The organism is Foliimonas ilicis (genome assembly GCF_039939195.1).
Taxonomy (GTDB): domain Bacteria; phylum Pseudomonadota; class Alphaproteobacteria; order Rhizobiales; family Rhizobiaceae; genus Foliimonas; species Foliimonas ilicis.
The window spans coordinates 106,132-131,205 of the sequence record NZ_JBDUUH010000008.1 but is presented as its reverse complement, the minus strand read 5'-3'; the positions used below and the strand labels follow the sequence as shown (position 1 = coordinate 131,205).

Here is a 25,074-nt window from a genome sequence, read left to right as displayed (position 1 = left end):
CCTGCCCGTGTGCGGGGAAGCCGGGGAACAAAATGCGGATCAAGCACGTCCATGCATGGTGGGTTCGGATTCCGATCGAGGCTGCACGCCAGCATCGGAGCGATTTCGGACAGGTGACGACATTCGACGCGGCAATCCTGCGCATCGAAACCGATGACGGACTCGTCGGCTGGGGTGAAGGCAAGAATGCAGCCGGCAGTGCCGGAAGCTATGGCGCCCTCGTCCACATGCTCAATCATGAAGTCGGCCCGCAATTGATCGGCCTGCAGGCCGGCGACATCAGCATGATATGGGAAATGCTCTACAATGGCGTGCGCCACGAAAAGGCAGCCATCGCAGGGCATACAATGCCGCAGCTTGCGCGGCGCGGCCTGACAACGGCGGCGATCAGCGCCGTAGACATCGCGCTATGGGACATATTGGGCAAGTCACTCAACGTGCCGGTCTGGAAGCTGCTCGGCGGGCGAAAGCTCGACCGGCTACCGGCCTATGCGTCCGGCGGATGGGCGTCTGCCGACAAGATCGGCGAGCAGTTGCATTCTTACGTTTCGGCGGGCGGGTTCAAGGCCGTAAAAATGCGGATCGGCGCGATGGATGGCAGGCCGCATGTATCGGCAGCCCGCGTCCGCGCCGCACGTGAGGCACTCGGTCCAGACATCGATCTGATGGTCGACGCACACGGAACCTACACCGTCTCGGAAGCGCGGCGTTTTGCCAATCTGGTTGCGGATTGTGACCTCGCCTGGTTCGAAGAACCGCTGACGGCAGACGACAAGCCGGGCATGGCCGAGCTTCGCAAAGCAATTCCGATCCCGATTGCGACCGGCGAAAGCGAAGCCACGCGCTACGCTTTCCGTGATCTTGCCGTACTCAAATCCGCCGACATTTTCCAGCCAGACCCGGCCTTTTGCGGCGGCATAAGCGAGGCGGTGAAGATCGGCACGATCGCCAGCGCCTTCAATCTGCGTTTCGCGCCGCATCTGTGGGCGGGCGCGCCATGTTTCTTCGCCGGTCTTCACATTTGCGCGGCTTCGGCCTCAAGCTTCATCATCGAGTATTCGCTTGGAGCAAATCCAATGATACACGATCTTGTCACGGAGACGATCGAAGCCAAGGACGGTATGATCGCCATCCCTGAAACGCCCGGATTGGGGTTCACAGTCTCCGAACGATTTCTGGAGGCGCACGCGCAAAGAACTTGATATGACGAAAAACCACCTGCTCGCCGAACTTGCCTCGCACCTTTTCGCTTGTTCCAATTCGGATACAGGGCGGACACCGTCGGAGCGCGAACTGGCAGAGCATTTTGCAGTGAGCCGCGGCCAGATTCGTGAAGCGCTGGCAATCCTGGAAGCGATGCGCATCGTCGAGCGGCGGGCGAAGTCCGGCATTTACCTGACGACGCGGCAGGCAAGCGTCGAAGCAATCGCACTGTTCGCCAAAGCTGGCGTTCCGCTCGATCCGATCCAGATTTACGAGACGGTCGAACTGCGCAAGATTCACGAGATCAAGGCGGCCGAACTCGCATGCTCGCGCGCTACTGACGAAAACTACGACCGGCTGCGCGAAATTCTCAAAATCTCAGAAGAAAAGCTCGCAAATGGTGAAGGGCTGGCAGTGGAAGATCGCGATTTTCATCTTGAAATCGTACGCGCCACGCAAAACAGCGTCTTTCACAAGGTCTGTAGCGTCTACTACGTGATGGGCGAAGACCGCCTGCCGATCTATTTCAAGGACCCCGCGCGCGGCCACAAATCGCATGCCGAACATCTGCAAATCTTCGATGCGCTTCTGCGCCGCGACGGCAATCTGGCGCAAGCGCTGATGAGCGCGCATCTGCAAGGCGTCGAGAGCTACTGGAAGGGCCTGATCACCGGCATAGACGCCGATAGCCCCGACAAGACGCTGGAAAAGGCGTGATCCTATGCCGGTGATTTTCTCGACGCATCCGCTTCATCCGCGCGCCGTCGAGATGATCGAAGGCGATCTCGTCATCGCATCGGCGCCGGATGCGGAAACCCTTGCGAAAGAGGGGCGCGATGCGGACATCGTGATCGTCCGCGCGCCATTGCCGCCTGCGCTTTTCGACAACGCGCCCAAGCTGCGCGCGGCAATCCGGCATGGTGCCGGGCTCGACATGATCCCGATGGATGCCGCGACGAAGGCCGGCGTGCTCGTCGCGAATGTGCCCGGCGTCAACGCGAACTCCGTCGCCGAGCACGTCATTTTCACGACGCTGGCGCTTCTGCGGCGCTTTCGTGCGATGGATCGTGATTTGCGCGAGGGCGGCTGGCTGGCTGGACGCGAGTATGCGCCGCTGACCAACGAGCTTGGCGGGCGCACAATGGGCATCGTCGGCATGGGCGCGGTCGGCAAGGCAGTTGCGAAAATCGCGCATGATGGCTTCGGCCTCACCGTCATCGCCAACAGCCGCACCGCTTCCAGCCTGCCGCAAAATGTGCGCTTCGCGACGCTGGAAGAGCTTGCGATGGCGAGCGACATCATCGTTTTGTGCTGCCCGCTGACGCCCGAAACTACCGGCCTTATCAGCCGCGACATCATCGAGCTCATGCGCCCCGGTGCATTGCTGATCAATGTCTCGCGCGGACCGGTGGTCGATGACGACGCCTTGATCGAAGCGCTGGAAAACGGTCAGATCGGCGGTGCGGCGCTCGATGTGTTCTCAACACAGCCGCTACCGCCCAAACACCCCTATTTCAGCTTCGACAATGTGATTGTCACGCCGCACATGGCGGGTATCACCGAAGAAAGCATGGAGCGCATGGGCACCGGTGCGATCGCGGAAGCCAACCGCGTTTTACGCGGGGAATTGCCCGAAAATCTGCGAAATCCCGATGTGGTCGATCACTATCGCAGGCGTTTTCCATCCTGAATATCAGCCATGCGCGAGTGCGGCCTCTGCCGACACCGCCACACCGAGCAAGCGGTCATCGGCTCCGCTGCGCGCCGCCAGCGTCAGCCCGACAGGAAGCTCTGTGCCGGGAACAGGCAGTGAGATCGCGGTCAGATCGAACTGATTGACGATCTGCGGATTGCGCAGCAGCAGTCCTTCGATGCGGTTGTAAAAAGCAGGGTCATTCTCGAGGTCGACAATCGGCCGCCCAACGATCGGCAAGGTCGGATAGACCAGCATGTCTATGCCAGACAGATGCTCGTCCATCTGCCGCGCAAGATCGTTTCTACGGGCGAGAAGCGTATCATGTGCCTCGCGTGAAACATCCATGTAACGAGCTAATTGTTTGGTGACGCGCGGATCGACCGAAGCCGTTTTCCGCTTGTCCTTGAGCCAGTTGGAATGAATGGCAGCACCTTCTATCGAGGCGATGGAACCAGAGGCCGTCGCATCTCTCATCGCTTGAAGCAGATCTTCGATGTCGAAATCCACGAGCGTTGCGCCGGCATGTTCCAGCGCGCGAATGCCTTGCTCAAACGCTTGAGCAACCCTCGGATCGAGATCGTTGAAAAGCCGTCCTTTCGGGATCGCGAAACGCAGATTGCCGAGCGGGATCGGCGTGAGAGCCTGCGGTGTTTCACCCGCCATGATCGCGTCTGTCAGTGCGCAATCGGCGACGTTCAGAGCGAGCGGGCCGATGGAATCAAGCGTCGGAGACAGTGGGAATGCACCGTTCAGAGGCACGCGACGTGCCGTTGGTTTGAAGCCGACAATGCCATTCAAGGCGGCAGGTATGCGGACCGAGCCGCCTGTGTCCGAACCAATCGAAATCTGGCTGGTGCCTTCGGCCACCGAAACGCCAGCGCCGGACGACGAACCTCCCGCGTTCAGGCTTGCGTCTCTTGCATTGCCCGGAGACCCGTAGTGCGGGTTGAGCCCGACCGCCGTGAAAGCGAACTCGGTCATGTTCGTCTTGGCCGGGATCACGGCGCCTGCTTGCCGCAAACGCGAAACGATCGGCGCATCGGCCTTGGCTGACGGCGCCTCACGCAACAGCACCGAACCGGCGGTCGTTGCCTCGCCCGCGACGTCGAACAAATCCTTTATCGAGACGATCCTGCCATCCAGCGGTCCGATCGGCACACCTTTGCGATGGCGCTCATCGGACGCATTAGCGGCAGCACGCGCGGCTTCCCAATAGATTTTCGTGAAAACTTTCTCGTCACCGACGCGACTTTCCAGCCGCGCAAAAATCGCCTCCAGCGCATGGCGCGCAGGCCGCTGCTTCGGTGTCGAGTTGTTCATAGGCTCGCCTCGCGACAGATTGCTTGGGCATTCCGTCATAGACGGTTTGCTTCAGGCTGTCGAAAAACTAGGCCCGGTGCGTGAGATTGATGCCGCTCGACTGATCGAACAGCACGACTTTTTTCGGGTTCCAGGCAAAGCGCACCTGCTCCTCGATAGCAACTTCGGTTTGCGCAGGCACGGTTGCGCGCAGCATGCTGTCGCCGACGCGCAGTGTCAGGATTTTCTCCACGCCATGATTTTCGACATCGTGGACGCGGCCCTCCACCGGCGCGCCTGATTCCAGATAAATGTCTTCCGGCCTGATCCCGAAAACCAGATTTCGACCATCGGTCGCAGTGCCTGCGCCGACAGGTCCGTCATAGGGCAGCTCGAAATTGACGGGGGCCATGATGGCGCGCCCAGAAGAGAGTTTCCCATCCATCAAATTCATCGGCGGCGTGCCGACAGAACGCGCGACGAATGTGTTGAGCGGGTTGTTGTAAATCTCGTAAGGCGTTCCAACCTGAACGAGATGGCCCTTGTTCAAAACACCGATCTTGTCGCCCATCGACATGGCTTCGATCTGGTCATGCGTGACGAACAGGAACGTCGCGCCGAGATTGACCTGAAGGTTCTTGAGTTCGGTGCGCAACGCTTCGCGCAGCTTCGCATCGAGTGCTGAAAGCGGCTCGTCCATGAGGAAAACGCGCGGCTTGCGAACAATGGCACGGCCAATCGATACGCGCTGCATTTCGCCGCCCGAAAGCTTGTCCGTCTTACGGTCAAGCAGATGTTCGATGCGCAGCGTTCGGGCAACCCGCGCAACGCGCTCCTTGATCTCGTCCGGCTCGACCTTGCGGATTTTTGCCTTCAGCGGAAATTCCAGATTTTCGCGAACCGTATAGCGCGGATAAAGCGAATATTGCTGGAGAACCAGCGCTACATCGCGCTCGGCAGCACCCCAATCCGCGACGTCCGCGCCGTCGATGTAAATGGTGCCTGAAGTCGGCTTTTCGAGGCCTGCGATCAGGCGCAGTGTGGTGGTTTTGCCTGCACCTGTTTCGCCAAGCAGCACGAAGAATTCGCCGTCCTCGATTTCGAGGTCAAGACCTTTCAGCGCTGTGTGGTCGCCGAAGGTTTTAGTGATGTTTTGCAGCTTGATGTGGGCCATCAGCGCGCCTCCATCGACTGAGCGTTTTGAGGAAACTTGGCCCAACTTAACGCTCTACGTTGCCCCCCTCTGTCCTGCCGGACATCTCCCCCACAGGTGGGGAGATCAGATGATGTCCGCGATTTCGCTAACCGCGAAGGCGATACGAATGAAACTGCCAATCTCCCTCCTTGTGGGGGAGATGTCCGGCAGGACAGAGGAGGACAACGTAGAGTTCCGACGTTTTCGGGTCCCACCATCACAGCCTCACCCCCAAAGAATTGCCGCTCTGCGTGTCGAAAAAATGCGCCTGCGCCGGGTCGATGCGTGCCCAGACGCGGTCGCCCGCATTTGCCACATATCCCGCCTTGGTGCGGGCGCGCAGCATTTGCGTACCGACCTTCAAATCCACGATATCATGCGAACCGAGTGGCTCGATGATGTGAGCCTCGACCGGCAGATATCCATCCGATGCTTCATGCGCGACGAGCACGCCTTCGGGGCGAATGCCCAGCGATAGCTGTTTGCCCGCGTTTCCGTTCAGCTTTCCCAGAAGCTCGCGCGGGAATTTGAAGCCATCCGTAGCGCCATCGACCGTAACACGCGCCTGTGCGCCCTGCTCCGAAACACTGGCTGCAGCGATGTTCATGACCGGGCTGCCGACGAATTGTGCGACGAACAGATTGGCAGGCGAAGCATATACCTCGGAGGGCGTGCCGACCTGCTGAAGCACGCCTTCATGCATGATGACGATGCGGTCGGCGAGCGACATGGCTTCGACCTGATCATGCGTGACATAGATCGTCGTCGATCCCTGCTGGATGTGCAGCCTCTTGATCTCGGCGCGCATCTCTTCACGCAGCTTGGCGTCGAGCGCGCCGATCGGCTCATCCATCAACAGCGCCTTGGGACGGCGCACCAGCGCGCGGCCGATCGCGACGCGCTGCATATCGCCGCCGGAAAGCGCGGACGGTTTGCGCTGCAAGAGATGAGTGATCTGCAACGTCTTGGCGACACTGCGGACTTCGCTGTCGATTTCCGACTTGCTCTTGCGTGTCGCGCGCAACGGGAAGGCGATATTTTCGTAGGCATTCATATGCGGATAAAGCGCAAAGGACTGGAACACGAAGGCGATGTCGCGGTCTGACGCCTTCATATTCTGCACCGCTTTGCCGTCGATCAGAATGTCGCCGTGGTCGATGGTTTCCAGCCCGGCAATGGCGCGCAATGTCGTCGTTTTCCCGCAGCCGGATTGGCCGAGGAGCACGACGAACTCATTGTGGTCGATGACCAGATTGAGGTTCTTGATGACCTGTACCGCGCCAAAGAATTTCTCGACGCCACGGAGTTCAATCTGCGTCACGCTTCGGACTCCCGCTCATGCGCATCGACCTGCTGCGGACTAGGCTCCGGCCCGATCTTGCCCGTTATCATGAAGGCGATGAGGCCTATCAAAGTCATGGTCAGTCCATAGCGATGCAGGAAGAGATTCCACGGCTGACAGAGTGCGATGATGCCGAAGATCATCAATATCTGGGAGCCGGGTTCGAGATAGCGGCGGTTCAACTGGCGGAAGGTCATTTGCGTATCGCCCCGAACGACATGCCGCGCAGCAGGTGATTGCGCAGGAAGAAGGTGAAGATCGCGACCGGCAGGAGGAACAGGAACGTACCGGCGGCGATGACTGTCCAATCCGGCAGACCGGAGCCGACCTGGCTCGGAATGAATGGCGGCGCGGTCTGGGCGCGGCGGTTGGTCATGATCAGCGCGAATGCGTATTCGTTCCATGCGGTGATGAAGCAGAACACGGCGGTCGCGGCGATGCCTGTGGCAGCCTCCGGCAGCACGACCTTGAAGAAGGCCTGCATGCGCGTATAGCCATCGACGAGTGCGGCCTCCTCATACTCTTTCGGGATCTCGTCGATGAAGCCCTTCATGAGCCATACGGAGAAGGAAAGATTGAAGGCAGTGTAGAGGATTATCAGGCCCCAATGCGTGTCGTTCAGCCCCACCATCCGGTACATCAGGAACATGGGAATGGCGACGACGACGGGCGGCAACATTCGCGTCGATAATATGAAGAAGAGCAGATCCGCCTCCCCTTTCACCTTGAACCGCGAGAAGCCGTAGGCGGTGAGTGTGCCCATGCTGACAGCCAGAATCGTGGATGTGATTGCGACGATCAGACTGTTGATGAACCGGCTCGGATAGCCCGAAAGCTGCACTTCGCCACGGCCGGAACGAACGACCTTTTCACCGCCATCGAAGACCATGCGCTCCCACCAGGGGGCGGCTTCATATTCTTCCGGCGAAGGCGCGTTGCGTAGCTGCGAGCGCTTGGTGAAGAGCTTCACGAAGGGTGAAATCTCCGGCTCGAAAACCACTGTCGGCGGAATGGTCGTCGCCAGATTGCGCGGCTTAAAGGCGGTCGATGCAATCCAGTAGATCGGCGCCAGAAAAATCAGCGTGACGATCAAGACGCCTACGATTGCAAGGCGGTTCAGCGCGACTTCGCCTGATGTGCGGACGGCGGACATCCTAGCGCTCCTTCACCTTGTTGAGATATTTGACGTAGATGTTGGTGATCGCCAGAACCATGATCAGCACGATGTAGGCGAGCGCGCAGGAACGCCCCGTCTGCCATTCCTGAAACGCCATTTTGTAAAGCCGGATCGAGATGACTTCGGTCGTCGGCTGGCTGGTCAGGATGTAGGCGAGATCGAACGTTTTGAAGGCTTCCATCGTACGGAAAATAATCGCGATCATCAGGATCGGTGCGACCAGCGGAAGCGTGATGCGGAAGAAGGTGTAGAGACTGCCTGCACGGTCTATCGCCGCCGCCTCATAGAGATGCTTCGGCACTGCCGAAAGGCCCGCCAGCGAAAGCAGCATGACGAAGGGCGACCACATCCAGATGTCGGTAATGGCAACCGCATAGAGCGCCATGTCGGGGTTGGCCAGCCATTCGAATGTGCCGAGGCCCAGCGCGTAGTTGATGATACCGAATGACGGATCGTAGAGCAGTTTCCAGAACAGCCCGACGACGGCCATGGAAAGCATCATCGGCAGCAGAAGCAGCGTGGTCAGCAGTCCCTTGAACGGAATGCTCCGGTTCAAAAGAAGTGCCGTTCCGAAGCCGACGATCACCTGACCGGTGACGGAAACGATCACGTATTTCGCGGTGATAGCGAAGTTCGACCAGATGAACGGGTCGTTGAGCAGCTCGCGATAATTCTGAAGCCCTACGAAATTCGCCGGCGTGTTGGTCGATGCGCGGAAATCCGTGAAGGAGTAGCCGAGCGAATAGATCAACGGGAAGATGTTGAAGATGATCAGGAACAGGATCGTCGGGACGATGAACAGATTGCGTATCGTCAGGTCGCTCAGGCCGCGGCTTGCGGCGCGCGAAGCGGGGTCCAGCGTGGTCATGACTGCAGTTGCCAAAACTCTCCTCCTCCGGGAGCCTGTCGAATTCGGAATGCTTCAGGTCTGGTTGCAAAGCGTGCGGAAGGGCGCGGACGCCCTTCCGCAAAAGCTTGGCTATTTCAGGCGACCATATTTTTTGAAGGTCGCGGTCCAGTCGGCAGCCAGTGCGTCGAGCGTCTCTTTGGAAGAGCCTTCGCCACCGACCACGGCCGGATAGACGCGCTGGTTAAGCTGCTGCAGCAGTTCGGCATATTCGGGAACCGCCCAGAAATCCTTCACCTTGAACATGGTCTCGTAGAAGGCCTTGTTGTAAGGCGTCGCGTTCTGGAATTCCTCGGATTCGAGGACTGCCGTCGAGCAGGTGTAGCCGCCAAGTTCGGCCCAGCGTTTCTGGGTTTCGTCCTTGATGAACCACGCCAGGAACTTCATCGCCTCTTCCTGATTCTGCGAATAGGAGACGACCGAAATGCCCTGCCCGCCAAGTGCTGCAAACTGGTCGCCATCCGGTCCGGCCGGATTGGCGAAGAAGCCGGTATTCTTGGCATGCGGGTTGGTCGCTTCATTGAGCAGCGAGGGGAAGAAGGCGAAATAGTTCATGCTGATTGCGGCCAGACCTTCGGTGATGGCCTGGTTGTTCTCGACGAAGAAGGTCTTGGCCCAGCCCGGAGGCGTGAACTTGTAGAGCTCTCTGTAGGCATCAAGGGCTGCAACCGCCTTGTCGGAGTTGATGATGCCTTCGACCTCATAAGTTTCCATGTTACCGAGGTCGCCACCATACGAGAACAGAGCGTTCTCGAAGCCCATGGCCATCGCGTCGTAGGAATTGTCGGTGTAGATCGCGACGCCGTAGCGCTTTTCATCAGGACGATGGAAGAACTCGGAAATATCGCGCAGTTCCTTCCAGGTTTTCGGAACGGCAAGATCGTAGCCATACTTCGCCTTGAAGGCTTCCATTTCCTTCGGGTCTTCGAACCAGTCCTTGCGATATGACCAGCCAACAGCGTCGCCCTCGAGCGGGATCGCCCAGAATTTACCGCTGTTGCCGGGATATTCGGCATAGGCCTTCACGGTTGCCGGAGCCATGATCTCGCCGAGCTTGTGCTCTTTGAAGAAGTCGGTCAGATCAACGTAATGGCCGCCGGTCGAGGCCGCACCCAGCCACTGCGAGTCACCCACGACCATGTCATAGGCATCGCCCTTGGCGTTGAATTCGGTGAAGGTCTTGGTCTGGAAATCCGCCCAGGGCGTCGTTTCGACCGTAACCTTCACGCCGGTTTCGGCTTCATACTCGTTGACGAGTTCCTGGAGATAATTTGCAGGATCCCATTCAGCCCAGAAAATCGTGAGTTCCTGCGCGAATGCGGACGTTCCGCAGGCAAGCGTCAGTGCCATGCCGGCAAGCATACCGGTAAGTGTCTTGCGCATATGAGTTCCTCCCTTGCGCGCATTCTACCTTTTCATTCGACCGGCTTGGCGCCGGGTACTGGTAGTTTAACTGCTGCGACGTTTCAGGCCCCGAGCCTCCCAACCCTTGCCTGTTCAGGCGGACAATCCGCCCGAATTCTCCTCCGATACCAATCTGGTATTACCAACGACGAGTATGGTCAAGTCATTTTTTGCAACCAAGACGAATGGATTATAAAGCGGATTTTCTTTATTCAATCGATTTAATAAGCGTATTAAGCACGAATATACGCGTGAAGCGATTATCGGCTCAGAAAAATGCACAATGAATAAGAATGCCTACTGGTCCAACCAGTTAGCCAAACACGCGCAAAGCTTATAGCGCGGTTCCTCTATGAAACCGCATTTCCTTCGACAAGTGAAGCGCGAACAAGCGCCTGCGCCGCCCAGAGCGCCACTTCCTGCGCCTGATCCGCGTCCAGCCCCCAAATATCCTTCAGAACCACAAGCACCTCGACCCCGAAAATCAGCGAAAGCGACTGTGCGAGCCGATCCCGCTTTTTCTTCGGCAATGTCTTTTTCAGCGGTTCAATCGCGCTTTTGAGAAGGTCAACGCGATGGCCGCGCGCCAGCGCCGGCTCGCTGCCGAGCGTACCCGCCTGCCGCCGCGCCCACTGGTCCAATGAAAGCTTGAGGGCTGCCCGAAACGTTGCTTCGAATGCATCTATTCGCGGCAGCGATGTGGCGATCAGATCGGAGACGCGGCTTTCCGCATCCGGCAGATCGGAGCGCCATTCGAGGATTGGGCCGAGCGCCTCATCCACCACTGCCTGCACCAAAGCTGCCTGGCTCGGAAAATAGCGATAGGCGGTGGCGCGCGAAACTTCCGCGGCTTCCGCCACTTCGCTGACCGACGGCGTCGCGCCGGACTGCATAAGCCGGATCGCCGTATCGAGCATAAGCCTGCGTGTCCGCGCTCGCGGGCCGCGCTCTGCAATTTCGGGTTCGGTCCGTTGACGTGAGACTTCCATACCAATACGATACATGCGTCTCAAAAATTTGCAATGGCTTGGAGGAGCGGCAAATCGAAGAGAACGGGAGGAGCAATTGAACAAGATTTACGTGGTCGGAACTGCCGACACGAAGGCTGAGGAGTTGAACTTTCTCGCCGGGGCAATCAAGGCTGCGGGTGGGTTTCCTATTCGCGTCGATGTCGGCACCACACCGCATTCGGCGGAGGCCGAAATCTCGCCGGAAGAGGTCGCGCGTCACCACCCTTCAGGCAGCAACGCCGTACTCGGGCTTACCGATCGCGGCACAGCGGTTTCGGCAATGGGGCTCGCTTTCGAGCACTTTACTTCAGGCCGCGACGACATTGCCGGGATAGTCGGCATAGGTGGCGGCGGCGGCACCGCGATAGCAACGGCAGGCATGCGCGCTTTGCCAATGGGCATTCCCAAACTGATGGTTTCGACGCTCGCGTCCGGCGACGTGTCGCCCTATGTCGGCGCCGCCGACATCACCATGATGCCGTCGATCACCGATCTTGCCGGACTGAACCGGATCAGCCGCGCCGTGCTTCAAAAGGCAGCGCTCGCAATCGTCGCTATGAGCAAAGCGGCCGATCAACCCGCCGACAGCCGACCGGCAATCGGCCTGACGATGTTCGGCGTGACGACCACTTGCGTCACCGCGATCACCGAGCGCCTGCACGACGACTATGACTGTCTCGTCTTTCACGCGACCGGCACCGGCGGGCGGACGATGGAAAAGCTGGTGGACAGCCACATGCTTTCCGGCGTTCTCGACATAACGACAACCGAAATTTGCGATCTCCTGTTTGGCGGTGTTCTGGCTGCTGGCGAGGACAGGCTCGATGCCATCGCCCGCACCCGCCTGCCCTATGTCGGTTCGGTAGGTGCACTCGACATGGTTAATTTCTGGGCGCCGGAAACCATACCGGAACGCTACAAGGACCGCCTGTTCTACAAGCACAATTCCAACGTGACACTGATGCGCACGACCGCAGCCGAGTGCAGCGAAATCGGTGCATGGATCGCCCGTAAGCTGAACGCCTGCGAGGGGCCGGTCATTTTCCTCATCCCGGAAAAAGGCGTTTCCGCGCTCGACATTGAAGGCGGCACATTCTTCGACCCGCAGGCCGATGACGCGCTGTTTTCGGCCATCGAAACGGGCCTCAACAAGACAGCAAAGCGCCGCATCGAGCGGCTGCCTCTCCACATCAACGATCCAGAGTTCGCCGATGCGGCCGCAGCCGCATTCCGGTCAATCGCAAAGGAATAGGAAGAATGCCCGCTATCCCCCGCAAGACGATCATCGAGAAGTTTCAGGGCATGGTGAAACAGCGCGTGCCTATCATCGGCGGCGGCGCAGGCACCGGGCTTTCGGCCAAGGGCGAGGAAGCAGGCGGCATCGATCTCATCATCATCTACAATTCCGGCCGCTACCGCATGGCCGGGCGCGGTTCTGCCGCCGGTCTGCTCGCCTATGGCAACGCCAACGACATCGTCAAGGAAATGGCCTACGAGGTGCTGCCGGTGGTGAAGCACACGCCGGTACTTGCAGGTGTCAACGGTACTGACCCGTTCGCCTTCATGCCCTCCCTGCTCGCCGAGCTCAAACAGATGGGTTTTTCCGGGGTGCAGAACTTTCCGACCGTCGGGCTTTTCGACGGCCAGATGCGGCAAAGCTTCGAGGAAACTGGAATGGGTTTTGGGCTCGAAGTCGATATGATCGCGGAAGCCCATAAGCTCGATCTTTTAACGACGCCTTACGTGTTTAACGCCGACGAAGCGCGCGCGATGACGAAGGCCGGAGCCGATATCATCGTCGCCCATATGGGCGTTACGACCGGCGGGTCGATCGGTGCGACCTCTGCCAAAACACTGGACGATTGCGTCAAGGAAATCGACGCCATCGCGGAGGCCGCGCGCTCGGTGCGCAACGATGTAATCGTGCTTTGCCATGGCGGCCCGGTCGCCATGCCGGACGACGCCGAATATGTGCTGAAGCGCACGGCGAACTGCCACGGTTTTTACGGCGCGAGTTCCATGGAGCGCCTGCCGGTGGAAACCGCGCTCGCCGAACAGACGAAGAAATTCAAGGCCGTTTCCTTCTAACAACAAAGGCCGGGAGGCTTTCATGACCGACATGTTTCTCTACGCAAAAGACGTCGATACATTCGCATTCGATTGGGGCAGGCTGGCATTGACGGTGGGGCCGGATGTCAACGGCGCGTCGCGCTTCAGCGGCGGCGTGGTCTATCTCCAAAAAGGCCAGGGCCATACGCGCCACAACCATCCGGGCGCCGAAGAGATCATCTTCGTCATTTCCGGCAATGGCGAACAGATGGTCGAAGATGAAGCGGGCAACCCGATAACGCAAAAAGTCGGGCCGGGCTGCACAATCTACGTGCCGGAGAGCCGATTCCACTCGACCCTGAATACGGGCGATGGGCCGATGCAGCTTTTCGTCGTATACTCGCCGGCAGGCCCGGAACAGGCCTTGCGCGACCTCCCGGATTTCAGGCTGATTCCGGCTGGCGGTTAAGCGCTCTTCATTTTTTAAATGGAAACGCTAGCGGGACAGCACCCCCCTCTGCCCTGCCGGGCATCTCCCCCTCAAGGGGGGAGATTAGCCTAGCATTAACGCGTAGCGCCGATTGCCAACGTTGCAGAATGAAGGCGGAGAGCTGTGTCAGCCAATCTCCCCCCTTGAGGGGGAGATGCCCGGCAGGGCAGAGGGGGTGCCTCGCGATTACATCAAATAGGAACCACCCTAAACGCCGCCGATATTCCAGCCGCGACCGCGCTGCCCGAACATTTCGTGGCCGTCCGCAGTGATAGCCACGGTGTCCTCCAGCTTGATGAAGCCGCGTGTCGGGTGAAGCATTGTCGTCTCGACTGAAAGCACCATGCCTTCTTCGAGAGGATGTGCCGCATCCACGCCCTCGTAGGTCACCGGATGGTTGGTCATCAGGAATGGCGCTTCGTGGCTAATAAGGCCCATGCCATGCGCAAAAAAATCCGTAAAAGACGCACTGGGCGAAGCTTTCAAAACCTTTTCGGCATGCGCGATCATGTCTCCGCCAAGCACACCCGGCTTGCAGAGTGTGAACGCCGCCTGCTGAACCGCTTCGATTTCCGCCAGCAGATCCTGCAATTCGGAATCCGGCTCGCCCAGCACGGCCATGCGGCATAGATCACCGATGTAACCGTGATAATTGCCGCCGGAATCCAGCGACATCACCTCGCCTTTTTTCCAGCTTTGCGGCGAGACGGCGCGGTTATGGCTGGCTCCTAGCGTCAGCAGGCAATATTCGAAATGAAGCCCGCGCGCAGTTTCTTCGCGGCGAAGCGCATCGACGATACCCTGCTTGGTCGCGCCTTCGCCTTGCGAAGCAAAAACGGCCAGCATCGAATCCGTTATCAACTCGGAAGCACTGCGCAGCTTATCCAGTTCTTCCGGCGTCTTGATCGCGCGCATGCGCTCCATCGTGGAGTAGACATCGACCAGTGTCGCATCTGGCAGCGCGTCGGTGATTGCCTTGAAGGCATCGGCGGGCAGGAATGACAGTTCGACGCCGATGCGGGCATTATTCTTGCCGGTTTTCCGCAGATGTTCGATGGCAAGAGCGGCCGCATCCATGGTGCCCCAGGTCGCGGTGTGAACCGCAGACGTCCAGAACGGATTGTTCTGATGCTCCCCGCCTTCCATGCGATTGCCGATATAGGCGGCGTTTTCCGGCCTGCCCTTTTCGTAGATCAGCACGGGCAGATAACGGCTGTGGCCGATCGCATCCATGGCCGCGAAGAAGATGAATTTATATCCGCCAAGCAGATATTGAACATTGTGCTTGGACGTCGCCAGCAACACATCAATGCCCGCCTCTTCCATGAGGCGGTCGAGACGCGAATGATCGAATGGAACAGCATTGGCCTTCGCCGCGCCGGTGGCAAGGTTCATCGTTTCCTCCCGAAACTACCGCCCCTGTTTCACCTCATTCTATCTGGTCGGACCAGTTTGACAATCCGGTTCAGGCCATTTTACAGCAGCTTGTTCTTTTCGATAAGAGCGCCATGATGGCCAATAACTGCCGATGCGATTTTCGCTCCAAACGCAGCCGCCTTCAGTGCGTCACCGTCATTGAGATAGCTGGCAAGAAACGCTCCGTTGAAACTGTCGCCAGCGCTTGTCGTGTCGATCACCGCATTCGCCAAAGTTGCCGGCACGAACGCGTTCTGGTTTTCCGAAACGATGGTGACGCCCGCTTCGCCGTTTTTCACGACGACTGTTTCTGCACCGGCGTCGCGATAACGTGTTGCCGTTTCCTCGACGGATTTGTCGCCGAAATGCGTCGCCTCGTCGTCAAAACTTGGCATGACGATGCTCGACACTTTCGCGCCCTCTGTCACGGCGGAGAGCATCGTTTCCCGGTCGGTCCACAAACGAGGTCTGATATTCGGATCGAAAACGACATTCTTTCCGGCATTTCTTGCCTGCGAAAGCTCGGAAAGCAGCGCGTCGCGGTCGGTTTTTGATAAAATCGCCAGCGTTATTCCTGAAAAATAGACCGTGTCGCTCGCGTCAATTGCGTTGCGAAGATGCTCCGGGTCAGCCGCAAGCTGCTTGGCCGCAGATGTTTCACGCCAGTAGCTGAAAGAGCGTTCGCCGTTTTTTAGGTGAATCATGTAAAGGCCAGGCGACCTGCCGGGCACTGTTCGAATAGCATCTGTCTCGACGCCCGCGCCTTCGATAAAGGCACGCATTTCGTCGGACGCGGCATCGTCGCCGAGGCCGGTCAGATAGGCGACCGACCAATGATCGGGCAGGAATGCGCGCGCGTACCAGGCGGTGTTGAACGTGTCCCCCGCAAAGCCCTTGCGCAAAAGGCCGTCACCGGCCTGAGACAGTTCGATCATGCATTCGCCGATCGACAGGAAACGATTGCCCGACATTGCCACTCCCGCTTGCTCGCTTTGCCATGCAATAGGGGTGAGCGCGCTTTCGGGCAACCCGGATTATCAGGCGGCGATGTTCTGTTCGGCAGGTTGAAGGTGCTGGAGGAACTGCGCGGCGCATTCGCTCCAATTGTAGGTAAGCGCTTTTTCACGCGCCACGCTGCGCGAGACTTCGAGCGCGCCGAGGGCGGCTTCGCGCAAATCTTCGGACAGCACCCCGCCTATACCATCGCCTACAATATCGAGCGGGCCGGTGACCGGGAAACCTACGATCGGGCAGCCGCTCGCCAGCGCTTCCAAAAGGACATTGCCGAATGTGTCGGTGCGACTTGGAAAAACGAAAACATCGGCGGACGCGTAGATTTCGGCCAGTTCATCGCCTGTTTTGGTGCCCAGAAAATGCACGTCCGGGTAGCGGTTTTTGAGATTGGCGAATTCAGGTCCATCGCCGACGATCACCTTGCTGCCCGGCAGGTCGAGATCGAGAAAGGCCGGAAGGTTCTTCTCGACCGCGAGCCGTCCGACACACAGGAAGATCGGTCCCGGCAGCCCCAAATCCTTGCGACGATCAGGGTTGAAATGCTGCGTATCGACGCCGCGCGTCCACGGCCTGATGTTCTTGAAGCCAAGCGCTGAAAGCTCACGACCTAGCGATGGCGTCGCGACGAGCATTCCCTGCCCGGCATTGTGAAAGCGGCGCAGCAGGCGGTAGGTCCAGCTTTCCGGCATCGGCGTTCTTGCGTGAACCAGTTCCGGAAATTTGGTGTGATAGCTGGTGGTAAACGCTCTGCCCCGCGCCAGGCAGAAGCGGCGTGCCATGAAGCCGAGCGGGCCTTCGGTTGCGATGTGAATGGCGTCGGGCGCGACGGCATCGATGCGCCGCGCGATCTGCGCCGAGGTCGCCATTGCGAGGCGGATTTCCGGGTAGGATGGCAGCGGCAGGCTCGGAAAACCATCGGGTGTCAGAAATTCCACCTCGACATCGAAATCCTGCAGCGCTTCGGCAAGCGTTTCGAGCGTTCGGACAACGCCGTTGACCTGCGGACGCCAGGCGTCAGTGACGATCAATATGCGCATTGCGGATTTCCTCGATAATTTGCTTCGGCAAAGCGGCAGTGCCTGCGGAATGACGCTTGGCGCTTCGGTTGGGCGAGCCGATCGCGCTTAGCGAGAAGCCGTTCAACTCAGCGGCTTCCCGGTCGAAAAGATTGCGGAAATCGACGATTGCACGGCGGCGAACGCTGCGCGCCACGCGGGCGAGATCGAGCGCTTTGAAGCTTTTCCAATCGGTCATCAGCACGACGCAATCGGCCCCGCGCACGCATTGATACGGGTCTTCGAAAAAGCCTACATCGTCCATGACAGAGCGAGCGTTTTCCATGCCTTCGGGATCGTGCGCGCGGATGATCGCGCCTGCCCTTTGCAGCGCCTCGATCAGCGGAATGGACGGCGCCTCGCGCATATCGTCAGTGCCAGGCTTGAAGGTCAGGCCGAGGATCGCAACCGTGCGGCCATTGGCGTCGCCGCCCAACGCGTCGATGACCTTCAGCGCCATGCGCCGTTTTCTAGCATCGTTGACCACGACGGATTCCTGCACAATGCGCATCGGCACGCCGTAATCCTGCGAGGTCCGCAGCAGCGCCAGAGTGTCCTTCGGAAAGCAGGAGCCGCCATAACCCGGACCAGCATTCAGGAAACCCGGACCGATGCGATGATCAAGCCCCATGCCAAGCGCTACCTCACGAACATTCACGCCGACGCTTTCGCAAAGATCGGCCATTTCGTTGATGTAGGAAATCTTTACCGCGAGAAACGCATTGGCCGCATATTTGATAAGCTCGGCGGTGCGGCGCTCCGTCGTTACCATCGGTATGCCGTTATTCGTCAAAGGCTCATAGGCGGCATGAAGAAGCGTGCGGGCGCGTTCGTCATCGACACCAACCACGATCCGATCCGGCCGCTGAAAATCCGCGATCGCGCATCCCTCGCGCATGAATTCCGGGTTGGAGGCCACAGCGAAATCCGCATCCGGCCGCGCGCGGCGAATGATGCGTTCGATCTCATCACCTGTTCCGACCGGCACCGTCGATTTGGTGACTACAACGGTAAAACCGTTCATCGCCTGCGCGACTTCCTTCGCTGCATCGTAGACGTAAGCGAGATCGGCCTCTCCGTCACGAAGGCGCGGCGGCGTGCCGACCGCGATCATGACAATGTCGGCATTGCGAACAGCATCTGCAGTGTCGGTGCCGAAGGAGAGCTTTCCGCTTTCAACGCCCTCGCGCACCAGATCTTCCAGGCCCGGTTCGAAGATCGGCATGGCGCCGCGCTTCAATCCGGCGATCTTGCCTGCATCCTTATCGACAGCGAGGACATCATGTCCCCAGCGTGAAAAGCAGGCGGCGGAAACCAGACCCACATAACCGGTGCCGATGATTGCGATCTTCACGGCCAGACCCTCTCGCGGCTGAAAGCGGATGGTCAAATTCACCACCCTGATTCGCGTTCACGCCCTCTGCCTAAGCCTTCTGTTTGACAGCTTGATTACACCGCACCGCCTGATTGCTTTGAAAAATTCGCGGGATATTCCGAACGCTCGGAAAATTTCACTGTAGCCGACACGATTTCGGGGTGTATTGTCCGCACCGGCAGCCATAATCATGGTGACAAGAAGCGGCGATCGTCCCTTCCGCCCCTCATCGCAGAACATCAGGTAGGAGAATGAAATGAAGATAGCCGTTGCAGGCGACAGCGCAGGCGAGCCGCTGGTCAAGGTGATCCTCGAACATCTATCGTCAAAAAGCGGGCTTGAGATCGCTGATCTCAGCAAACCGGAAAACAACGAAGCCAACGAGTTCTACGCGGGCGTTGCAGAGCGCACGTCGCTTGCCATTCTCGATGGTCGTTTCGACCGAGGCATTCTCGTTTGCGGCACCGGCATCGGCGTCTGCATTTCGGCCAACAAGGTTCCGGGCATTCGCGCAGCACTGACGCATGACACCTATTCGGCCGAACGCGCGCAGCTCAGCAACAATGCGCAGATCATCACGATGGGCGCACGCGTCATCGGTTCGGAAGTCGCAAAGTCGATTGTCGATGCATGGCTTCGCTCGGAATTCGACGCGAATGGCCGCTCCGCAGGCAATGTCGACGCAATGGATGCGCTGGACAAGAAGTACAACAAATAATCGGAAGCGCCATTTTCCGAGCATTTCCCTGAAAGGAAACGACCATTGCCGATTGACGCCGTGGAAAAGATCGTTGCGGTCGATTGGGGCACGTCGAGCTTCCGTGCATGGCTTTTGAGCGCGGATGGCGAGCCTATTGCCGAAAGCCGCTCTGCTGAGGGTATGCAGGCCGTCGAGCAGGGAAATTTTCCAGCGGTGCTCCGCCGACATATTGAAACGCTTGCCGGCGCAGATGCCGGCAAGCAGACCATCGGCGTCGTGATGTGCGGCATGGTCGGCGCGCGGCAGGGATGGCAGGAAGCGCCTTATGGTCCGTTGCCGGCTTCCGCCGAAACGATCTCGGCAGGCGCGGTTGAACCAGAAGGCGCGCCGTACAAAACCTTCATCCTGCCCGGCCTCGCCAATCGAAACGAGCAAGCGCCGGATGTAATGCGCGGCGAGGAAACCCAATTGCTCGGCCTGCTTCTCGAGCGGCCAGACGTCAGCGGTATCGTCGCCATGCCCGGAACGCATTCGAAATGGGTGCTTTGCGAGAACGGCCAGATCCGCGATTTTTCGACCGTCATGACGGGCGAACTGTTTTCGCTGATCGCCAGGCAGTCGATCGTGCGGCATTCCATCGGTGATGCGAAACCGACCGGCGATGCGCAGTCGCCCGCATTTCAGGATGGGCTGGCCATCGGCATCAGCGACCCGGATCGCACGATCGAGCGGATGTTTTCGCTACGTGCCAGACAGCTTCTGTTCGGCACAGATGGCGAAGAAATCGCCGACCGACTGAGCGGAATCCTGATTGGCGCGGAAGTGGCAAGCCAGATGAAACGCCACGGAAAGAACGTCGAACTGGTGGCTTCCGGCCCGATGGAAGCGCTTTACAGCGCAGCAGTTGCGGCAGCAGGCGGCACCGTGCGTGTGACCGACGCCGACAAGGCCGTACGCAAAGGGCTGCATCATGCAGCCGAGATCATCTTCCAAAGGAGTGCCGCATGAGCACGCGCGTCGAATGGCCGAACCTCAAGCGCAATCTCGTGGCGATCCTGCGCGGGGTGAAACCTGATGAGGTTCTGGTGATTGGAAATGCCCTGGTCGAGGCAGGCTTCGAGGCCGTCGAAGTTCCACTCAACTCTCCCGATCCTCTCGAATCCATCCGTATCCTTAGCGAAAACCTGCCCGACACCATTCTGGTCGGTGGCGGCACGATGCTTTCGGTAAGTGATGTCGAAGCCGTGAGGGCCGCAGGCGGCAAGCTCATGGTCAGCCCGAATGTCGTGCCTGCCGCTATTATCCGCGCCGGTCAGCTCGGAATGGTCACCATGCCCGGCGTGTTCACGCCTAGCGAAGCGTTTCAGGCACTGGAGGCCGGTGCTTCCGGGTTGAAATTCTTTCCCGCTTCGGCACTTGGCGCCGACGGGATAGCCGCCGTTCGATCGGTGCTGCCGAAAGACACCATCGTCGGCGCAGTGGGCGGTGTGAGTGATGGCGATTTCGCGCGTTATGCAAAGGCGGGCGTCAACGCGTTCGGACTTGGCTCGAGCCTCTATAAGGCGGGCTTCGACGAAAATCAGGTTCGCAAGAATGCCATCTCTGCCGTTCAGGCATATGACGCAGTATTCGGGTAAAACGAAGTAAGTACCCCCACTCCGTCCGCTTCGCGGCCACCTCTCCCCCGCTTCGCGGGGGAGAGGAAGCGCGCACCTTGCAAGCACTGCATTTCCTCTCCCTCATGAAATGGGGGAGAGGTGGCCGCGAAGCGGACGGAGTGGGGGTAATCCTGCCGAGCAACCATAAATCAGCCGTTCACGACACACTGGCCGCTCCTCGCGGCTACCCCTCGCACATCGTCGAATATGCCGCTTGCTACGCCATTTTGCGTGTTCCCTAACCCCGATAGCCATGTTTCGCGCCCCGACGCAGGCATTAAACTGCGATTATTGGCGAATTCGCTGCGAAATCGTCATCGGTGCTCTCAGGTCTTTAAAGCACCGACTGCGAATGGTTCGTGCGCAAACGCCGCGGGCAGGGTGGGATGGCAAGATGAAGATTGTGCGGCTGGCCTTTATAATGGCGGCCCTCGAACAGTATCTGGGATTGGTGATTGGCTTCGCCGTCATCGCGGTTCTGTCGCGTCTTCTAACGCCTGCCGAAATCGGCATCAGCGCAATCGCCACCAGCATAACGATGATCGTCTTTTCAGTCCGCGAATTCGCGACGCCGGAATTCCTCATTCAACGCCGAGAAGTCTCAAGGGACGATCTGCGCACCGCCTCAACGATACTGATGGGGCTGATCATCATTCTCTCGCTGTTGCTTTTTGTAGCGTCGGGCTGGCTTGAAAATTTTTATGGCGCGGTCGAGCTGAAGGCGTTCCTGCTGCTGTCCATATTGAGCGCGATAAGCGACGCGTTTTCGCTTCCCATTTTCACCATGATGCGTCGTGATATGGCATTTGGAACCATCACCCGCATCAAGACCATCGGCAGCCTGATCACGGCAATCGCAGTCATCGGGTTCGCCTGGCACGGCTATAGCTATCTCAGCATCGCGATAGGCGGGCTGATCGGTTCGTTGGCAACGACGATCCTGGCGCTGATTGCGCGCCCATCCTACCTCGTCTTCAAACCAAGCATCGCCTCCTGGCGTCATCTGGTCGATTTCGGGCGCTACAAGGGCGCCACCTACATAACCGACCGCATCTATGAGGCCCTGCCCCAACTCGTTCTTGGCCGCGTCATGCCGATGGCTTCCGTCGGCATATTCAACCGTGCCAATGCAGTTTGCGGAATACCTGACAGGCTTTTGATGTCGTCGATCTTCACCGTCGCGTTTCCGGCGCTTGCCGCCGCTGCGCGTGAAGGTTCGAACATCAAGGAAACCTATCTGCGTTCGCTCGGCTACATCGCGGTCATCTACTGGCCGGGCGTGATCCTGATGGCGATACTGGCCGAACCGGCCGTTCGCATCGTTCTCGGCCCCGGATGGGAAGAAGCGATATTGCTCGTCCAGCTTATCGCCCTGTCCAGCGTCTTCTGGTTCCCGATCATATTGACCTACCCATTGCTCATGGCCTTGGGCGAAAACCGGGACGCATTCGTCTCGAACTTTATCGGGCGGATCGTCGCGGCCGTCATTTTATGCGCGGCGAGCTTTCACAGCCTGACTGCGATCGCGCTCAGCCAGTTCATCAGCATGCCATTCCAAATGATGATGTCTTTCCGGTATGTCCGCAGGCATGTTCCATTCACATCACGACAGATCTTTTCCGCGATTTCCGGCAGCATGATCGTTACATTCATCTCGATGCTCGGGCCGACGATCTATGTTCTGGCGCGTGGGTTCGGTGGGCATCTGACGGTACTCGATGCGGCTATCTGCATGATACTCGCGGCAGTCGGATGGTTCGGCGGCCTGATCATCGTAAAACACCCCTTCCTCGAAGAAATTCGCGGCGTCACCGACATGGTGAACTGGAGGGGCCTGCTCATGCGCAAGACGAGCGCGCCGCGCGGTACACAAACGGCAAGGCCATGACGAGCATCGATGTCGTCATCCCGAACTATAATTACGGACACTATCTCCGCGGATGCGTCGAAAGCGTGCTGTCGCAGGACGTAGACGCCTTGCGGTTGCTCATCATCGACAATGCATCGAACGACGACAGCGCCGAATTGGCGCGTGAACTGGCGAAAGCGGATCCGCGCATCGAGACGCTGCTGCGCCCGAAGAATATGGGGCCACACGCTTCCTTCAACGATGGCGTCGATTGGGCGAAGTCCGATTATTTCCTGATCCTTTGCTCGGACGATCTTCTGACCAAAGGCGCGTTGAGCCATGCAATGGGCATCATGGAAAACGACCCGCAGGTGAGCCTGGTTTATGGCAAGGCCGTCTTTTCCACCGATCAGGATATTGCGAAAGCCAGTGGCTCGCAGCCTACGCGCAACGCGTGGCGCCGGATGGCCGGGCACGCTCTGATCGAACGCTTCTGCAAAACCGGACGCAATCACATAAGCGGCCCGACTGCCATCGTCAGGACAGCGGCGCAAAAGCGCGCCGGACGTTATCGTCCGTCCCTGCCTCACACGGACGACCTTGAAATGTGGATGCGCATTGCTCTGCTTGGCGATGTGGTTGAAACAGAAAGGCAGCAGGCGATTGCGCGTGTCCATGGCGGCAACCAGTCTGCCACGGTGGCAAACATTCATCGCTGGAACCTCGAATTCAAGGCAGCCTTCGAATCCTTCTTCGAAAACGAAGGTCGTGCGATGTCCGACGCGAAAGAGCTTCTGGAAACTGCCAGGCGCAATCTCGGCGAACGCGCCTACTGGTCTGCGCTGGCGCATATGGCGCGGCGCGAGGCGGGGGCTGCCAAGCTCATGGCGTTCGCGCTTAAATCGCGCCCATCGATGGCGATACTTCCGCCCTTCGGCTACTTGGCGAGACGATCGCGAAGCATCTGATCAGCTCGTGCTTTCCGGCTCGACAGCCTCGGTGAGAAACGCATTTTCGTTGCTAGGTTTCTTTGCCAGAACCGTCTGCAACAGGATCGATTCCTGCATCGCCAATCGCTGGCTGTAAATCTCCACACGGCGCTGGATATTTTTCGCGATGCTCTCGCGCTCCTGCATCATAGCATCGAGCTGACGCTTCAGAATCTCGACCTCGAACGTCTCGATGTGCTGGCAGAAATGTCCCAAAGCCATATCCTCCAGCAATTGATCGTTCTTGCTGGAGTAGCCGATCGAGATCGTCGGTCGACCGAGTTTGAGCGCGCAGACCACATTGTGAAAACGCGTTGCAACGATGATGTCCGTCTGCTGAATTTGCGCCATCAGGAGGTGGAGATCGGTTGCCTGCTCGGCAATGATCGCGCTCGTGTCCGGCAGCGAAGCAACGAGCGCTTTCTGCAATTCCTCGACGGCGCGCCAGTCTTGCGCATCGCCGGTCAGAATACGCACGCGGTAGCCATTCTGAACAAGCCAGACGATGAATATCCGAAGCTTCTCGATATATGTGTGGTGGATGGTCTCACGGTCGGCGGCATTTTTCGACCACCCGTGATAGGACATGACGCCGACACCGATAACCGGTGAACCTTCGCGCTGAAACTCGTTCTTTGGCGCGGCCAGGCCGAAAGCGACGTCGGGAAATATTCGGTCGTCTCTGTTTTCGAAGCCTATGCTCTGCATGAAACGAAGCGAAGCCTGATCCCGGTAGCTTCTGTAGTTCGCAAACCCGGCTGCCCGCTTGATGAACCAGCGGCTGAGATGGCGATTTACCGGCCCTGCCCCGACGCTCACGAATGCAAGCTGCGTACCGCCCAAGAAGGCGGCAAGACACCAGCGGAACAGGACATATGGCCAGCCGAAGGGGTTCTCCTGAAAGTCGTCGAGAATGCCCGTTCCCGGCACGATGATCGCGTTGAACTCACTCGTGGTCGTGATGGAAAACATGACGTTCCGCAGCCGCCGCGGCACGCCGAACAGGATTTTGTCGAAGAAGCGGAAGACGCGGCCCTGATGTTCCGCTGCCGTAATGCTTATCGCCTGAACGTCGAGGTTCTTTTCCACGACTTCAGGATTCGAGCATATGCAGACGAGTTCGTCTTCGGGGCGGGTTCGGCGCAAAAACTGCACGACCGCCTCGAGCGAGCCATCATTACCGGAATTCCCCGAGCCGAATTGCCCCAAAAGGCCGACTTTCATACGAAAACTCCGCGGGGCTGAA

24 protein-coding genes are annotated in these 25,074 nt (G+C 58.7%); 11 read left to right on the top strand and 13 right to left on the bottom strand.

The genetic code is table 11. From position 1 onward, the window contains the following. Positions 1-32: 32 nt before the first annotated feature. The 3 genes from ABFT80_RS17870 to ABFT80_RS17860 are packed head-to-tail and all read left to right on the top strand — an operon-like array spanning position 33 to position 2,893. On the top strand, positions 33-1,202 hold the full coding sequence (locus ABFT80_RS17870; RefSeq protein WP_347973280.1) for a mandelate racemase/muconate lactonizing enzyme family protein: 1,170 nt from the start codon (positions 33-35) through the stop codon (positions 1,200-1,202). A gap of 1 nt (position 1,203) precedes the next feature. After that, positions 1,204-1,920 (top strand): FadR/GntR family transcriptional regulator, encoded by a 717-nt coding sequence (locus ABFT80_RS17865; RefSeq protein ID WP_347973279.1) that lies wholly within the window; start codon positions 1,204-1,206, stop codon positions 1,918-1,920. 4 nt (positions 1,921-1,924) lie between these two features. Further along, positions 1,925-2,893, top strand: coding sequence for a 2-hydroxyacid dehydrogenase (locus ABFT80_RS17860; RefSeq protein WP_347973278.1), 969 nt, complete (start codon positions 1,925-1,927; stop codon positions 2,891-2,893). Between the two features lie 3 nt (positions 2,894-2,896). Here the strand turns inward: ABFT80_RS17860 and ABFT80_RS17855 are convergent, their stop codons facing one another. The 8 genes from ABFT80_RS17855 to ABFT80_RS17820 form a co-directional block, all read right to left on the bottom strand. Next, a complete protein-coding gene (locus ABFT80_RS17855) occupies positions 2,897-4,219 on the bottom strand; it encodes an amidase (RefSeq protein WP_347973277.1) in 1,323 nt (440 codons plus the stop codon). A gap of 67 nt (positions 4,220-4,286) precedes the next feature. Then, positions 4,287-5,372 carry an ABC transporter ATP-binding protein gene (locus ABFT80_RS17850; RefSeq protein ID WP_347973276.1) on the bottom strand — a complete coding sequence of 362 codons (1,086 nt, stop codon included), beginning with the start codon at positions 5,370-5,372 and terminating at the stop codon, positions 4,287-4,289. 238 nt (positions 5,373-5,610) lie between these two features. Beyond that, on the bottom strand, positions 5,611-6,714 hold the full coding sequence (locus ABFT80_RS17845) for an ABC transporter ATP-binding protein (RefSeq protein ID WP_347973275.1): 1,104 nt from the start codon (positions 6,712-6,714) through the stop codon (positions 5,611-5,613). Then, positions 6,711-6,932: a hypothetical protein gene (locus tag ABFT80_RS17840; RefSeq protein ID WP_347973274.1), complete on the bottom strand. Its 222-nt coding sequence runs from the start codon at positions 6,930-6,932 to the stop codon at positions 6,711-6,713. The genes ABFT80_RS17845 and ABFT80_RS17840 overlap by 4 nt, the downstream gene beginning before the upstream one ends. Then, positions 6,929-7,888 (bottom strand): carbohydrate ABC transporter permease, encoded by a 960-nt coding sequence (locus ABFT80_RS17835; RefSeq protein ID WP_347973273.1) that lies wholly within the window; start codon positions 7,886-7,888, stop codon positions 6,929-6,931. Before ABFT80_RS17835 ends, ABFT80_RS17840 begins: the two co-directional genes overlap by 4 nt. Before the next feature lies 1 nt (position 7,889). Continuing rightward, the gene (locus tag ABFT80_RS17830) at positions 7,890-8,795 is read right to left on the bottom strand and encodes a carbohydrate ABC transporter permease (RefSeq protein WP_347973272.1); all 906 of its coding nucleotides are present in this window, start codon (positions 8,793-8,795) and stop codon (positions 7,890-7,892) included. A gap of 96 nt (positions 8,796-8,891) precedes the next feature. Beyond that, complete coding sequence (locus tag ABFT80_RS17825; protein WP_347973271.1) at positions 8,892-10,202, bottom strand: ABC transporter substrate-binding protein; 1,311 nt, start codon at positions 10,200-10,202, stop codon at positions 8,892-8,894. A 371-nt stretch (positions 10,203-10,573) separates the two neighbouring features. Continuing rightward, the gene (locus ABFT80_RS17820; protein ID WP_347973382.1) at positions 10,574-11,212 is read right to left on the bottom strand and encodes a TetR/AcrR family transcriptional regulator; all 639 of its coding nucleotides are present in this window, start codon (positions 11,210-11,212) and stop codon (positions 10,574-10,576) included. Between the two features lie 76 nt (positions 11,213-11,288). Here ABFT80_RS17820 and ABFT80_RS17815 point away from each other — a divergent pair, with 76 nt between their 5' ends. Genes ABFT80_RS17815 through ABFT80_RS17805 form a run of 3 tightly spaced genes read left to right on the top strand, consistent with a single transcriptional unit; the run spans position 11,289 to position 13,751 of the window. Next, positions 11,289-12,485 (top strand): Tm-1-like ATP-binding domain-containing protein, encoded by a 1,197-nt coding sequence (locus ABFT80_RS17815; RefSeq protein WP_347973270.1) that lies wholly within the window; start codon positions 11,289-11,291, stop codon positions 12,483-12,485. A gap of 5 nt (positions 12,486-12,490) precedes the next feature. Continuing rightward, positions 12,491-13,321, top strand: coding sequence for a phosphoenolpyruvate hydrolase family protein (locus ABFT80_RS17810; RefSeq protein WP_347973269.1), 831 nt, complete (start codon positions 12,491-12,493; stop codon positions 13,319-13,321). Between the two features lie 22 nt (positions 13,322-13,343). Then, complete coding sequence (locus ABFT80_RS17805; RefSeq protein ID WP_347973268.1) at positions 13,344-13,751, top strand: cupin domain-containing protein; 408 nt, start codon at positions 13,344-13,346, stop codon at positions 13,749-13,751. A 228-nt stretch (positions 13,752-13,979) separates the two neighbouring features. Here ABFT80_RS17805 and ABFT80_RS17800 read toward each other — a convergent pair whose 3' ends face one another. The 4 genes from ABFT80_RS17800 to ABFT80_RS17785 form a co-directional block, all read right to left on the bottom strand. After that, positions 13,980-15,167, bottom strand: a complete 1,188-nt coding sequence (locus tag ABFT80_RS17800; RefSeq protein WP_347973267.1) for a M24 family metallopeptidase — start codon at positions 15,165-15,167, stop codon at positions 13,980-13,982. A gap of 80 nt (positions 15,168-15,247) precedes the next feature. Further along, positions 15,248-16,159 carry a sugar kinase gene (locus ABFT80_RS17795; protein WP_347973266.1) on the bottom strand — a complete coding sequence of 304 codons (912 nt, stop codon included), beginning with the start codon at positions 16,157-16,159 and terminating at the stop codon, positions 15,248-15,250. 66 nt (positions 16,160-16,225) lie between these two features. After that, positions 16,226-17,239: a glycosyltransferase family 4 protein gene (locus ABFT80_RS17790; RefSeq protein WP_347973265.1), complete on the bottom strand. Its 1,014-nt coding sequence runs from the start codon at positions 17,237-17,239 to the stop codon at positions 16,226-16,228. After that, entirely contained in the window at positions 17,217-18,611 is a 1,395-nt protein-coding gene (locus ABFT80_RS17785; protein ID WP_347973381.1) for a UDP-glucose dehydrogenase family protein, read from the bottom strand. Before ABFT80_RS17785 ends, ABFT80_RS17790 begins: the two co-directional genes overlap by 23 nt. A gap of 277 nt (positions 18,612-18,888) precedes the next feature. On the opposite strand from ABFT80_RS17785, the gene derI reads away from it, so the two are divergent. The 5 genes from derI to ABFT80_RS17760 all read left to right on the top strand — a co-directional run bounded on the left by derI (position 18,889) and on the right by ABFT80_RS17760 (position 23,807). Continuing rightward, complete coding sequence (derI, locus tag ABFT80_RS17780; RefSeq protein WP_347973264.1) at positions 18,889-19,350, top strand: D-erythrulose-4-phosphate isomerase; 462 nt, start codon at positions 18,889-18,891, stop codon at positions 19,348-19,350. Positions 19,351-19,395: 45 nt separating this feature from the next. Then, on the top strand, positions 19,396-20,340 hold the full coding sequence (locus tag ABFT80_RS17775; RefSeq protein WP_347973263.1) for a 2-dehydro-3-deoxygalactonokinase: 945 nt from the start codon (positions 19,396-19,398) through the stop codon (positions 20,338-20,340). Continuing rightward, positions 20,337-20,969 (top strand): 2-dehydro-3-deoxy-6-phosphogalactonate aldolase, encoded by a 633-nt coding sequence (locus tag ABFT80_RS17770; protein WP_347973262.1) that lies wholly within the window; start codon positions 20,337-20,339, stop codon positions 20,967-20,969. Before ABFT80_RS17775 ends, ABFT80_RS17770 begins: the two co-directional genes overlap by 4 nt. Before the next feature lie 415 nt (positions 20,970-21,384). After that, positions 21,385-22,878, top strand: a complete 1,494-nt coding sequence (locus ABFT80_RS17765; RefSeq protein ID WP_347973261.1) for an oligosaccharide flippase family protein — start codon at positions 21,385-21,387, stop codon at positions 22,876-22,878. Next, complete coding sequence (locus tag ABFT80_RS17760) at positions 22,875-23,807, top strand: glycosyltransferase family A protein (protein ID WP_347973260.1); 933 nt, start codon at positions 22,875-22,877, stop codon at positions 23,805-23,807. The genes ABFT80_RS17765 and ABFT80_RS17760 overlap by 4 nt, the downstream gene beginning before the upstream one ends. Here the strand turns inward: ABFT80_RS17760 and ABFT80_RS17755 are convergent, their stop codons facing one another. Further along, positions 23,808-25,052: a polysaccharide pyruvyl transferase family protein gene (locus ABFT80_RS17755; RefSeq protein WP_347973259.1), complete on the bottom strand. Its 1,245-nt coding sequence runs from the start codon at positions 25,050-25,052 to the stop codon at positions 23,808-23,810. It lies immediately after the preceding gene. Positions 25,053-25,074: the final 22 nt, after the last annotated feature.

Excerpts from the sequence above, each read along its gene's own strand:
- ABFT80_RS17865 (WP_347973279.1), top strand. The coding sequence starts at position 1,204 with ATGACGAAAAACCACCTGCTCGCCGAACTTGCCTCGCACCTTTTCGCT.
- ABFT80_RS17860 (WP_347973278.1), top strand. The coding sequence starts at position 1,925 with ATGCCGGTGATTTTCTCGACGCATCCGCTTCATCCGCGCGCCGTCGAG.
- ABFT80_RS17810 (WP_347973269.1), top strand. The coding sequence starts at position 12,491 with ATGCCCGCTATCCCCCGCAAGACGATCATCGAGAAGTTTCAGGGCATG.
- ABFT80_RS17760 (WP_347973260.1), top strand. The coding sequence starts at position 22,875 with ATGACGAGCATCGATGTCGTCATCCCGAACTATAATTACGGACACTAT.
- ABFT80_RS17790 (WP_347973265.1), bottom strand. The coding sequence starts at position 17,239 with ATGCGCATATTGATCGTCACTGACGCCTGGCGTCCGCAGGTCAACGGC.
- ABFT80_RS17870 (WP_347973280.1), top strand. The coding sequence starts at position 33 with ATGCGGATCAAGCACGTCCATGCATGGTGGGTTCGGATTCCGATCGAG.
- ABFT80_RS17765 (WP_347973261.1), top strand. The coding sequence starts at position 21,385 with ATGAAGATTGTGCGGCTGGCCTTTATAATGGCGGCCCTCGAACAGTAT.
- ABFT80_RS17825 (WP_347973271.1), bottom strand. The coding sequence starts at position 10,202 with ATGCGCAAGACACTTACCGGTATGCTTGCCGGCATGGCACTGACGCTT.
- ABFT80_RS17795 (WP_347973266.1), bottom strand. The coding sequence starts at position 16,159 with ATGTCGGGCAATCGTTTCCTGTCGATCGGCGAATGCATGATCGAACTG.
- ABFT80_RS17770 (WP_347973262.1), top strand. The coding sequence starts at position 20,337 with ATGAGCACGCGCGTCGAATGGCCGAACCTCAAGCGCAATCTCGTGGCG.
- ABFT80_RS17835 (WP_347973273.1), bottom strand. The coding sequence starts at position 7,888 with ATGTCCGCCGTCCGCACATCAGGCGAAGTCGCGCTGAACCGCCTTGCA.
- ABFT80_RS17850 (WP_347973276.1), bottom strand. The coding sequence starts at position 5,372 with ATGGCCCACATCAAGCTGCAAAACATCACTAAAACCTTCGGCGACCAC.
- derI (WP_347973264.1), top strand. The coding sequence starts at position 18,889 with ATGAAGATAGCCGTTGCAGGCGACAGCGCAGGCGAGCCGCTGGTCAAG.
- ABFT80_RS17840 (WP_347973274.1), bottom strand. The coding sequence starts at position 6,932 with ATGACCTTCCGCCAGTTGAACCGCCGCTATCTCGAACCCGGCTCCCAG.
- ABFT80_RS17820 (WP_347973382.1), bottom strand. The coding sequence starts at position 11,212 with ATGGAAGTCTCACGTCAACGGACCGAACCCGAAATTGCAGAGCGCGGC.
- ABFT80_RS17800 (WP_347973267.1), bottom strand. The coding sequence starts at position 15,167 with ATGAACCTTGCCACCGGCGCGGCGAAGGCCAATGCTGTTCCATTCGAT.
- ABFT80_RS17805 (WP_347973268.1), top strand. The coding sequence starts at position 13,344 with ATGACCGACATGTTTCTCTACGCAAAAGACGTCGATACATTCGCATTC.
- ABFT80_RS17755 (WP_347973259.1), bottom strand. The coding sequence starts at position 25,052 with ATGAAAGTCGGCCTTTTGGGGCAATTCGGCTCGGGGAATTCCGGTAAT.
- ABFT80_RS17855 (WP_347973277.1), bottom strand. The coding sequence starts at position 4,219 with ATGAACAACTCGACACCGAAGCAGCGGCCTGCGCGCCATGCGCTGGAG.